The organism is Bacillus sp. PS217, from assembly GCF_037963535.1.
GTDB classification, from domain to species: Bacteria; Bacillota; Bacilli; order Bacillales; family Bacillaceae; genus Bacillus; species Bacillus subtilis.
In genome coordinates, this window is record NZ_CP150157.1 from 52,154 (window position 1) to 64,114 (window position 11,961).

Annotated in this window: 13 protein-coding genes; all 13 read left to right on the top strand. The window is 43.6% G+C overall.

Translation table 11 applies throughout. The annotated features are described in order from the left end of the window. Positions 1-56: 56 nt before the first annotated feature. The 13 genes from NSQ83_RS00280 to spoVT all read left to right on the top strand — a co-directional run bounded on the left by NSQ83_RS00280 (position 57) and on the right by spoVT (position 11,930). Positions 57-317 carry a Veg family protein gene (locus NSQ83_RS00280; RefSeq protein WP_003218330.1) on the top strand — a complete coding sequence of 87 codons (261 nt, stop codon included), beginning with the start codon at positions 57-59 and terminating at the stop codon, positions 315-317. Between the two features lie 159 nt (positions 318-476). Further along, complete coding sequence (locus tag NSQ83_RS00285; protein WP_003218333.1) at positions 477-662, top strand: small, acid-soluble spore protein, alpha/beta type; 186 nt, start codon at positions 477-479, stop codon at positions 660-662. Positions 663-809: 147 nt separating this feature from the next. Continuing rightward, a complete protein-coding gene (gene ispE, locus NSQ83_RS00290; RefSeq protein WP_003226742.1) occupies positions 810-1,679 on the top strand; it encodes a 4-(cytidine 5'-diphospho)-2-C-methyl-D-erythritol kinase in 870 nt (289 codons plus the stop codon). 55 nt (positions 1,680-1,734) lie between these two features. Beyond that, on the top strand, positions 1,735-2,592 hold the full coding sequence (gene purR, locus NSQ83_RS00295) for a pur operon repressor (RefSeq protein ID WP_003218342.1): 858 nt from the start codon (positions 1,735-1,737) through the stop codon (positions 2,590-2,592). Beyond that, positions 2,589-2,966, top strand: coding sequence for a 2-iminobutanoate/2-iminopropanoate deaminase (gene ridA, locus NSQ83_RS00300; RefSeq protein WP_128441282.1), 378 nt, complete (start codon positions 2,589-2,591; stop codon positions 2,964-2,966). The genes purR and ridA overlap by 4 nt, the downstream gene beginning before the upstream one ends. 194 nt (positions 2,967-3,160) lie before the next feature. Then, entirely contained in the window at positions 3,161-3,454 is a 294-nt protein-coding gene (spoVG, locus tag NSQ83_RS00305) for a septation regulator SpoVG (protein WP_003218346.1), read from the top strand. Positions 3,455-3,646: 192 nt separating this feature from the next. Further along, positions 3,647-5,017, top strand: coding sequence for a bifunctional UDP-N-acetylglucosamine diphosphorylase/glucosamine-1-phosphate N-acetyltransferase GlmU (gene glmU, locus NSQ83_RS00310; protein WP_015382564.1), 1,371 nt, complete (start codon positions 3,647-3,649; stop codon positions 5,015-5,017). Between the two features lie 22 nt (positions 5,018-5,039). Then, positions 5,040-5,993, top strand: a complete 954-nt coding sequence (locus NSQ83_RS00315; RefSeq protein ID WP_003218353.1) for a ribose-phosphate diphosphokinase — start codon at positions 5,040-5,042, stop codon at positions 5,991-5,993. A gap of 84 nt (positions 5,994-6,077) precedes the next feature. Beyond that, positions 6,078-6,692, top strand: a complete 615-nt coding sequence (locus NSQ83_RS00320) for a 50S ribosomal protein L25/general stress protein Ctc (RefSeq protein WP_003243443.1) — start codon at positions 6,078-6,080, stop codon at positions 6,690-6,692. 106 nt (positions 6,693-6,798) lie between these two features. Beyond that, complete coding sequence (gene pth, locus NSQ83_RS00325) at positions 6,799-7,365, top strand: aminoacyl-tRNA hydrolase (RefSeq protein ID WP_198879162.1); 567 nt, start codon at positions 6,799-6,801, stop codon at positions 7,363-7,365. Positions 7,366-7,424: 59 nt separating this feature from the next. Further along, the gene (gene fin, locus NSQ83_RS00330) at positions 7,425-7,655 is read left to right on the top strand and encodes an anti-sigma-F factor Fin (RefSeq protein ID WP_003243417.1); all 231 of its coding nucleotides are present in this window, start codon (positions 7,425-7,427) and stop codon (positions 7,653-7,655) included. A gap of 69 nt (positions 7,656-7,724) precedes the next feature. Further along, positions 7,725-11,258: a transcription-repair coupling factor gene (gene mfd, locus NSQ83_RS00335; protein WP_198879163.1), complete on the top strand. Its 3,534-nt coding sequence runs from the start codon at positions 7,725-7,727 to the stop codon at positions 11,256-11,258. Between the two features lie 135 nt (positions 11,259-11,393). Further along, the gene (gene spoVT / locus NSQ83_RS00340) at positions 11,394-11,930 is read left to right on the top strand and encodes a stage V sporulation protein T (protein WP_003218365.1); all 537 of its coding nucleotides are present in this window, start codon (positions 11,394-11,396) and stop codon (positions 11,928-11,930) included. Positions 11,931-11,961 lie beyond the last annotated feature (31 nt).

Here is an 11,961-nt window from a genome sequence, read left to right on the forward strand (position 1 = left end):
TTTTATTTGACAAAAATGGGCTCGTGTTGTACAATAAATGTAGTGAGGTGGATGCAATGGCGAAGACGTTGTCCGATATTAAAAGATCGCTTGATGGGAATTTAGGTAAAAGGCTGACGTTAAAAGCAAACGGTGGCCGCCGAAAAACGATTGAGCGTTCGGGCATTTTAGCTGAGACGTACCCTTCTGTTTTTGTGATACAACTAGATCAAGACGAGAACTCGTTTGAAAGAGTTTCATACAGTTATGCTGATATTTTGACTGAGACTGTTGAGCTGACATTTAATGATGACGCCGCAAGCTCAGTGGCATTTTAACGGGCAGTGAACCTTTTGTTTACTGCTTTTTGTTTTGCCCTTTTTTGGTTTCCAGTAATTTAAACGAAAGTTCCATCTGATTTAACAAAAGATAAAACAGTCACATATTATCGTGACGTGCACGAATGGCTATCACTTCTAAAAAAGGGGTTGTTTCGTTTGGGCAGACGTCGTGGAGTTATGTCAGATGAGTTTAAATATGAGCTTGCTAAAGACCTTGGTTTTTATGACACAGTAAAAAATGGCGGCTGGGGCGAAATTCGGGCTCGCGATGCCGGTAACATGGTAAAGCGCGCTATAGAAATCGCCGAACAGCAAATGGCTCAGAATCAGAATAACCGATAAGGATGTGACCCGGGGGACGTGCTGTTCCCTGGTTTTTTTATTTTGGATATAAATACATAATGGGCTGAATATGGATATGTTCATCCTGTACTTCAAATGTGATACAATGTTCATACTTATGTTTAGATGGAGAAGTAGGTGAAAGCTATGCGTATTTTAGAAAAAGCGCCAGCTAAGATCAATCTGTCACTTGACGTCACCCGAAAACGCCCGGATGGCTATCATGAAGTCGAAATGATCATGACGACAATTGATTTAGCTGATCGAATTGAATTGACGGAGCTTGCAGAGGATGAAGTGAGGGTTTCCTCCCACAACCGATTTGTGCCTGATGACCAAAGAAACTTAGCTTATCAGGCTGCCAAGCTGATCAAGGACAGATACAACGTGAAAAAGGGAGTTTCCATCATGATTACGAAGGTAATTCCGGTGGCTGCCGGTCTTGCCGGCGGAAGCAGTGATGCGGCGGCGACACTCAGAGGGCTGAACAGACTTTGGAATTTAAATCTGTCTGCGGAAACGCTTGCTGAGCTTGGAGCGGAAATTGGCTCTGACGTTTCATTTTGTGTCTATGGCGGAACTGCATTAGCAACAGGGCGCGGCGAGAAAATTAAACATATCAGCACGCCTCCGCACTGCTGGGTCATTTTAGCGAAGCCGACAATCGGTGTTTCAACTGCTGAAGTGTACAGAGCGTTGAAACTGGATGGTATAGAGCATCCCGATGTACAAGGCATGATCGAGGCGATAGAAGAAAAGAGTTTTCAGAAGATGTGCAGCCGGTTAGGCAATGTGCTTGAATCTGTTACACTCGATATGCATCCTGAAGTTGCGATGATCAAAAACCAGATGAAACGCTTTGGTGCAGATGCCGTGTTAATGAGCGGGAGCGGCCCGACAGTATTTGGACTGGTTCAGTATGAGTCGAAGGTGCAGAGAATTTATAACGGGTTAAGAGGCTTCTGCGATCAAGTTTATGCGGTGAGAATGATCGGCGAACAGAACGCTCTTGATTAAATCCGTATGTTAAGTTATATTGATCTTAAAATATTCGGATTTTGGGGGTAAGTTCATGAAGTTTCGTCGCAGCGGCAGATTGGTGGACTTAACAAATTATTTGTTAACCCATCCGCACGAGTTAATACCGCTAACCTTTTTCTCTGAGCGGTATGAATCTGCAAAATCATCGATCAGTGAAGATTTAACAATTATTAAACAAACCTTTGAACAGCAGGGGATTGGTACTTTGCTTACTGTTCCCGGAGCTGCCGGAGGCGTTAAATATATTCCGAAAATGAAGCAGGCTGAAGCTGAAGAGTTTGTGCAGACACTTGGACAGTCGCTGGCAAATCCTGAGCGTATCCTTCCGGGCGGTTATGTATATTTAACGGATATCTTAGGAAAGCCATCTGTACTCTCCAAGGTAGGGAAGCTGTTTGCTTCCGTGTTTGCAGAGCGCGAAATTGATGTTGTCATGACCGTTGCCACGAAAGGCATCCCTCTTGCGTACGCAGCTGCAAGCTATTTGAATGTGCCTGTTGTGATCGTTCGTAAAGACAATAAGGTAACAGAGGGCTCCACAGTCAGCATTAATTACGTTTCAGGCTCCTCAAACCGCATTCAAACAATGTCACTTGCGAAAAGAAGCATGAAAACGGGTTCAAACGTACTCATTATTGATGACTTTATGAAAGCAGGCGGCACAATTAATGGTATGATTAACCTGTTGGATGAGTTTAACGCAAATGTGGCGGGAATCGGCGTCTTAGTTGAAGCCGAAGGAGTAGATGAACGTCTTGTTGACGAATATATGTCACTTCTTACTCTTTCAACCATCAACATGAAAGAGAAGTCCATTGAAATTCAGAATGGCAATTTTCTGCGTTTTTTTAAAGACAATCTTTTAAAGAATGGAGAGACAGAATCATGACAAAAGCAGTCCACACAAAACATGCCCCAGCGGCAATCGGGCCTTATTCACAAGGGATTATCGTCAACAATATGTTTTACAGCTCAGGCCAAATCCCTTTGACTCCTTCAGGCGAAATGGTGAACGGCGATATTAAGGAGCAGACTCATCAAGTATTCAGCAATTTAAAGGCGGTTCTGGAAGAAGCGGGTGCTTCTTTTGAAACAGTTGTCAAAGCAACTGTATTTATCGCGGATATGGAACAGTTTGCGGAAGTAAACGACGTGTACGGACAATACTTTGACACTCACAAACCGGCGAGATCTTGTGTTGAAGTCGCGAGACTCCCGAAGGATGCGTTAGTCGAGATTGAAGTTATTGCACTGGTGAAATAATAAGAAAAGTGATTCTGGGAGAGCCCGGGATCACTTTTTTATTTACCTTATGCCCGAAATGAAAGCTTTATGACCTAATTGTGTAACTATATCCTATTTTTTCAAAAAATATTTTAAAAACGAGCAGGATTTCAGAAAAAATCGTGGAATTGATACACTAATGCTTTTATATAGGGAAAAGGTGGTGAACTACTGTGGAAGTTACTGACGTAAGATTACGCCGCGTGAATACCGATGGTCGCATGAGAGCGATTGCATCCATCACGCTGGATCACGAATTTGTTGTACATGATATTCGTGTGATTGATGGAAACAATGGTCTTTTCGTTGCGATGCCGAGTAAACGCACCCCTGATGGAGAGTTCCGCGATATTGCTCATCCTATTAATTCAAGCACGCGAGGAAAGATTCAAGATGCCGTGTTAAATGAGTATCATCGTCTGGGTGACACTGAAGCATTAGAATTCGAAGAAGCTGGAGCTTCTTAAAAAATAACCAAAAAGCAAGGACTGCTGAAAGGGCTGACATAAGCCTTTTGCCGGCGGTCCTTTTTTAATTCTGATTTTTCAAACTTAGTTGCACTCAATAGAAAATTCTTGCACTTCATGAAGTCTCCTTGAAATCAGAAGATATTTAGGATATATTTTTCTATGGATAAAAGGGATATTGGAGGCCAATAAATGGATAAGCGGTTTGCAGTTGTTTTAGCGGCTGGACAAGGAACGAGAATGAAATCGAAGCTTTATAAAGTCCTTCATCCAGTTTGCGGTAAGCCTATGGTAGAGCACGTCGTGGACGAAGCCTTAAAATTATCTTTATCAAAGCTTGTCACGATTGTCGGACATGGTGCGGAAGAAGTGAAAAAGCAGCTTGGTGATAAAAGCGAGTACGCGCTTCAAGCAGAACAGCTTGGCACTGCTCATGCTGTAAAACAGGCACAGCCATTTCTTGCTGACGAAAAAGGCGTCACAATTGTCATTTGCGGAGATACGCCGCTTTTGACAGCAGAGACGATGGAACAGATGCTGAAAGAACATACACAAAGAGAAGCGAAAGCTACGATTTTAACTGCGGTTGCAGAAGATCCAACTGGATACGGCCGCATTATTCGCAGCGAAAACGGAGCGGTTCAAAAAATCGTTGAGCATAAGGACGCCTCTGAAGAAGAACGTCTTGTAACTGAGATCAACACCGGTACGTATTGTTTTGACAATGAAGCGCTATTTCGGGCTATTGATCAGGTGTCTAATGATAATGCCCAAGGCGAGTATTATTTGCCGGATGTCATAGAGATTCTTAAAAATGAAGGCGAAACTGTTGCCGCTTACCAGACTGGTAATTTCCAAGAAACGCTCGGAGTTAATGATAGAGTTGCTCTTTCTCAGGCAGAACAATTTATGAAAGAGCGCATTAATAAACGGCATATGCAAAATGGCGTGACGTTGATCGACCCGATGAATACGTATATTTCTCCTGACGCTGTTATCGGAAGCGATACTGTGATTTACCCTGGAACTGTGATTAAAGGTGAGGTGCAAATCGGAGAAGATACGATTATTGGCCCTCATACGGAGATTATGAATAGTGCCATTGGCAGCCGTACGGTTATTAAACAATCGGTAGTCAATCACAGTAAAGTGGGGAATGATGTAAACATAGGACCTTTTGCTCACATCAGACCTGATTCTGTCATCGGGAATGAAGTGAAGATCGGGAATTTTGTAGAAATTAAAAAGACTCAATTCGGAGACCGAAGCAAGGCATCTCATCTAAGCTATGTCGGCGATGCTGAGGTAGGCACTGATGTAAACCTGGGCTGCGGTTCAATTACTGTCAATTATGATGGAAAGAATAAGTATTTGACAAAAATTGAAGATGGCGCGTTTATCGGCTGCAATTCCAACTTGGTTGCCCCTGTCACAGTCGGAGAAGGCGCTTATGTGGCGGCAGGTTCAACTGTTACGGAAGATGTACCTGGAAAAGCACTTGCTATTGCCAGAGCGAGACAAGTAAATAAAGACGATTATGTGAAAAATATTCATAAAAAATAATCCTAAATTCGGAGGTTTATCCATGTCTAATCAATACGGAGATAAGAATTTAAAGATTTTTTCTTTGAATTCGAATCCAGAGCTTGCAAAAGAAATCGCAGATATAGTTGGAGTTCAATTAGGGAAATGTTCTGTCACAAGATTTAGTGACGGGGAAGTCCAAATTAATATCGAAGAAAGTATTCGCGGATGTGATTGTTACATCATCCAGTCTACAAGTGACCCCGTTAACGAGCATATTATGGAACTGCTGATTATGGTAGATGCGTTAAAACGCGCTTCTGCAAAAACGATTAACATTGTTATTCCTTATTACGGTTATGCGCGTCAAGACAGAAAAGCAAGATCCCGTGAGCCAATCACAGCTAAACTTTTCGCTAACCTGCTTGAAACAGCCGGGGCGACTCGTGTGATTGCACTTGACCTGCATGCGCCGCAAATTCAAGGATTCTTTGATATACCGATTGACCACTTAATGGGTGTTCCGATTTTAGGAGAATATTTTGAAGGCAAAAATCTTGAAGATATCGTCATTGTTTCACCAGACCATGGCGGTGTGACACGTGCCCGCAAACTGGCTGACCGACTAAAAGCGCCAATTGCGATTATCGATAAACGCCGTCCGCGTCCAAACGTGGCGGAAGTCATGAATATTGTAGGTAACATCGAAGGGAAGACTGCTATCCTCATCGATGACATTATTGATACTGCAGGTACGATTACACTTGCTGCTAATGCGCTCGTTGAAAACGGAGCGAAAGAAGTATATGCATGCTGTACACACCCTGTACTATCAGGCCCTGCGGTAGAACGGATTAATAATTCAACAATTAAAGAGCTTGTTGTGACAAACAGCATTAAGCTTCCTGAAGAAAAGAAAATTGAACGCTTTAAGCAGCTTTCAGTCGGACCGCTTCTGGCCGAAGCGATTATTCGCGTTCATGAGCAGCAATCAGTCAGCTATCTGTTCAGCTAAACCATTTTTCGAGGTTTAAATCCTTATCGTTATGGGTATTGTTTGTAATAGGACAACTAAAACGACAATAGGATGGTGCTGAATATGGCAACTTTAACGGCAAAAGAAAGAACGGACTTTACTCGTTCGTCTCTTCGGAATATCCGTACTTCAGGACATGTTCCAGGTATCATATATGGGAAGGATACGGGTAACAAACCTGTGTCATTAGACAGTGTGGAGCTCATCAAAACGCTGAGGGACGAAGGCAAAAATGCAGTCATTACGCTTGAGGTCAGCGGAGAAAAACACTCAGTCATGGTAACAGACCTGCAGACGGACCCGCTGAAAAATGAAATCACTCATGCTGATTTTCAAGTAGTTAATATGAGTGAGGACATTGAAGTGGAAGTTCCGATTCATCTGACCGGAGAAGCCATTGGAGTGAAAAACGGAGGCGTACTGCAGCAGCCGTTATATGCACTTACTGTAAAGGCCAAGCCAAAAGCCATTCCGCAAACGATTGAGGCTGATATTTCAAGCCTCGATGTAAATGAAGTACTGACGATTGCGGATTTGCCTGCTGGCGGTGACTACTCCTTTAATCATGAATCAGATGAGGTTGTGGCTTCAATCCTTCCTCCGCAGCAGCAGGAAGCAGCTGAGGTCGATGAAGAGGAATCTGCCGATGCTCAGCCTGAAGGTGAAAACGAACAATAATAGCTTAAGGCGTAACCCTCCCGCGGTTACGTCTTTTGTGCTAGAATGAGAAGAATTATAGCCCGTTTATGAAGACGGGAGTTATGTGACTAAGGGAGGATTCGCCATGCTTGTGATTGCCGGTCTCGGAAACCCGGGGAAGAACTATGAAAATACACGGCATAATGTCGGATTTATGGTGATAGATCAGCTTGCAAAGGAATGGAATATAGAGCTGAGTCAAAATAAATTTAACGGATTATACGGAACCGGATTTGTTTCCGGCAAAAAGGTTCTACTTGTTAAACCGCTTACATATATGAATTTATCAGGAGAATGTTTGCGGCCTTTAATGGACTACTATGATGTCGATAACGAAGATTTGACAGTCATTTACGACGACCTTGACCTTCCGACTGGCAAGATCCGTTTAAGAACGAAAGGAAGCGCCGGAGGGCACAATGGCATCAAATCACTGATCCAGCATCTTGGAACATCCGAGTTTGACCGTATCCGCATCGGAATCGGCCGGCCTGTAAACGGCATGAAGGTCGTTGATTATGTGTTAGGCTCCTTTACCAAGGAGGAGGCACCTGAGATCGAAGAAGCGGTTGATAAATCTGTGAAGGCTTGTGAGGCTTCTTTGAGTAAACCGTTTTTAGAAGTCATGAACGAATTTAACGCAAAGGTATAAAATGTAACAACAAAGTCCATACTACACCAAAATGACTTTTTCATCAGGAGGTCCCTTGTATGGCTTTGCATTATTATTGTCGTCATTGCGGAGTGAAAGTAGGCAGTCTCGAATCTTCAATGGTATCGACAGACTCACTTGGATTTCAGCACTTAACAAATGAGGAAAGAAACGATATGATTTCTTATAAAGAAAATGGAGATGTCCATGTTTTGACGATATGTGAAGATTGCCAAGAGGCGCTTGACCGAAATCCGCATTACCACGAATATCACACATTTATTCAATAAAAAGCTTTGGTGTAGACACTAGACCAAAGCGTTTTTCTGTTCTCGCAGGAAACAGAGAGGAGGGGCCATATGGACAACATTCAAACCTTTATAAAAGAAAGCGATGACTTTAAATCCATCATCAACGGTTTACACGAGGGCCTGAAGGAACAGCTGCTCGCGGGTCTGTCGGGTTCCGCGCGTTCTGTTTTTACTTCTGCTCTGGCTAATGAAACGAATAAGCCTATCTTTCTCATCACCCATAACTTATATCAAGCCCAGAAAGTAACAGATGATCTGACTTCACTTCTAGAGGATCGGTCTGTCCTTTTGTACCCCGTCAATGAACTCATTTCATCAGAAATCGCAGTTGCAAGCCCTGAATTGCGGGCGCAGCGATTAGATGTCATTAATAGACTAACGAATGGAGAAGCGCCAATTGTCGTTGCTCCGGTAGCGGCAATCAGAAGAATGCTGCCGCCTGTTGAGGTGTGGAAAAGCAGCCAGATGCTCATTCAAGTAGGCCATGATATCGAACCTGACCAGCTTGCCTCACGGCTGATAGAGGTAGGGTATGAGCGGTCTGATATGGTTTCTGCGCCCGGGGAATTCAGTATTCGCGGGGGAATCATTGACATTTATCCGTTGACTTCAGAGAATCCGGTGAGAATTGAACTTTTTGACACCGAGGTGGATTCAATCCGCAGCTTTAATTCAGATGATCAGCGGTCAATTGAGACCCTTACCTCGATCAATATCGGTCCCGCGAAGGAATTAATTATCAGACCGGAAGAAAAAGCGCGGGCGATGGAGAAAATCGATAGTGGTCTTGCCGCGAGCTTGAAAAAATTAAAGGCTGACAAACAAAAAGAAATACTTCATGCGAATATTTCTCACGATAAAGAACGCTTGTCTGAAGGCCAGACAGATCAGGAGCTCGTGAAGTATCTCTCATATTTCTATGAAAAGCCTGCTAGTTTACTAGATTATACACCTGATAATACACTTCTGATTTTGGATGAAGTCAGTCGGATTCATGAGATGGAAGAACAGCTTCAAAAAGAAGAAGCGGAGTTTATCACAAATCTTCTTGAGGAAGGGAAGATTTTGCATGACATTCGTTTGTCATTCAGCTTCCAAAAAATAGTGGCTGAGCAAAAACGGCCTCTGCTGTACTACTCTTTATTTTTGCGGCATGTACACCATACGAGCCCGCAAAATATCGTCAATGTGTCAGGCCGGCAAATGCAGAGTTTCCATGGCCAAATGAACGTGCTTGCGGGCGAAATGGAACGTTTTAAAAAATCAAATTTCACTGTTGTGTTCTTAGGAGCAAACAAGGAACGTACACAGAAATTGTCATCTGTTTTGGCTGATTATGATATCGAGGCTGCCATGACAGACAGCAAAAAAGCGCTTGTTCAGGGACAGGTCTATATCATGGAAGGCGAGCTCCAATCGGGATTTGAGCTGCCGTTAATGAAGCTTGCCGTTATCACGGAAGAAGAACTGTTCAAAAACCGTGTAAAGAAGAAGCCGCGAAAACAGAAGCTTACCAATGCAGAGCGCATCAAAAGCTATTCTGAGCTTCAAATTGGAGATTATGTCGTTCATATTAATCACGGGATCGGAAAATACCTGGGGATCGAAACTCTTGAAATCAACGGCATTCATAAAGACTATTTAAATATACATTATCAGGGCAGTGACAAGCTTTACGTCCCTGTAGAACAAATTGATCAGGTCCAAAAATATGTCGGCTCCGAAGGAAAAGAGCCAAAGCTGTATAAATTAGGCGGAAGTGAATGGAAGCGGGTCAAGAAAAAAGTAGAGACATCCGTTCAGGATATTGCTGATGACTTAATTAAGCTGTATGCCGAAAGAGAAGCGAGCAAGGGCTATGCGTTTTCTCCTGACCATGAGATGCAGCGTGAATTCGAATCGGCTTTCCCTTATCAAGAGACTGAGGATCAGCTCCGTTCTATTCACGAAATCAAAAAAGACATGGAAAGAGAACGTCCGATGGACCGCTTGCTGTGCGGAGATGTGGGCTACGGTAAAACAGAGGTTGCCATACGTGCCGCGTTTAAGGCGATCGGTGACGGAAAGCAGGTAGCTCTGCTCGTTCCGACAACAATTTTGGCGCAGCAGCACTATGAAACCATAAAAGAGCGCTTCCAGGACTATCCGATTAATATCGGCCTTCTCAGCAGGTTCAGAACGCGAAAAGAAGCAAACGAAACAATCAAAGGGCTGAAAAACGGAACGGTTGATATCGTCATCGGGACGCATCGGCTGCTATCAAAGGATGTCGTGTATAAAGACTTAGGGCTCCTCATCATTGATGAAGAGCAGCGTTTCGGTGTAACCCATAAAGAAAAGATCAAGCAAATAAAAGCCAATGTTGATGTATTAACGTTAACAGCAACGCCGATTCCGCGTACGCTGCATATGTCTATGCTTGGCGTAAGGGACCTTTCAGTCATCGAGACTCCGCCGGAAAATCGCTTCCCCGTACAGACGTATGTTGTGGAATATAACGGCGCTCTTGTCAGAGAGGCGATTGAACGTGAGCTTGCACGCGGAGGCCAGGTCTATTTCTTGTACAACCGGGTAGAGGACATTGAGCGGAAAGCTGATGAAATTTCAATGCTAGTCCCTGACGCGAAGGTAGCATATGCGCATGGGAAAATGACAGAAAATGAATTAGAAACCGTTATGCTAAGTTTCCTTGAAGGAGAATCAGACGTTCTCGTCAGCACAACCATTATCGAAACTGGCGTGGACATCCCGAACGTCAATACGCTGATCGTATTTGACGCCGACAAGATGGGACTTTCTCAGCTTTACCAGCTGCGGGGGCGTGTCGGTCGTTCTAACCGTGTGGCGTATGCGTACTTCACGTATCGCCGGGATAAAGTGCTGACAGAAGTGGCTGAAAAAAGGCTGCAGGCTATTAAAGAATTCACAGAGTTAGGTTCCGGTTTTAAAATCGCAATGCGTGACTTAACGATTCGCGGAGCTGGGAATCTTCTTGGTGCCCAGCAGCATGGCTTCATCGATTCGGTCGGATTTGACCTCTATTCACAAATGCTGAAGGAGGCCATTGAGGAGCGTAAAGGAGACACAGCGAAGACAGAGCAGTTTGAAACAGAAATTGATGTCGAGCTTGATGCGTATATTCCGGAAACTTATATTCAAGACGGCAAACAGAAAATTGATATGTATAAACGCTTCAGGTCTGTGGCGACAATCGAAGAGAAGAATGAGCTTCAAGATGAAATGATCGACCGCTTTGGAAACTATCCAAAAGAAGTCGAATACTTGTTTACTGTTGCAGAAATGAAAGTCTATGCGAGACAGGAACGTGTCGAGCTGATTAAGCAGGATAAAGATGCTGTCAGATTGACGATTTCTGAAGAAGCAAGTGCTGAAATTGACGGACAGAAGCTGTTTGAGCTTGGCAATAAATATGGCAGACAAATCGGACTGGGAATGGAAGGGAAAAAACTCAAAATCTCAATACAGACGAAAGGCCGTAGTGCTGATGAATGGCTCGACACCGTGCTGGGCATGCTGAAGGGCTTAAAAGATGTGAAAAAACAAACCATTTCATCAACGTAAATTTTGTTACTCTCTGGTGTATATTACATTTGATGTGACGGATACTAATTTCAAGCGAGGCGGAAGGTACATAAAGTAACTGCTTTAGGTCTTTCCCACATGTATATACCATCAAATGAAAGAGAGGCACCAGAGATGAAAGCAACCGGTATCGTACGTCGTATTGATGACTTAGGTCGGGTCGTGATTCCTAAAGAAATTCGAAGAACTCTGAGAATCAGGGAAGGCGATCCGCTTGAGATTTTTGTAGATCGTGACGGAGAAGTGATTTTGAAAAAGTACTCTCCGATCAGTGAGCTTGGAGACTTTGCAAAGGAGTATGCAGACGCGCTTTACGACAGCCTCGGCCATTCAGTGCTGATTTGTGATCGTGATGTATATATTGCCGTGTCCGGCAGCTCCAAAAAAGATTACTTAAACAAGTCAATCAGCGAAATGCTGGAAAGAACAATGGATCAGCGCAGCTCCGTGCTTGAGAGTGATGCGAAATCAGTACAGCTTGTGAATGGAATTGATGAGGACATGAATTCTTATACTGTCGGCCCAATTGTGGCGAACGGTGATCCGATAGGTGCTGTGGTGATCTTTTCAAAAGATCAGACAATGGGCGAAGTAGAGCATAAAGCCGTTGAAACAGCAGCTGGATTTTTGGCTCGTCAAATGGAACAGTAGGTCTTATTCCTTTCTTCGAAAATAGGTATGT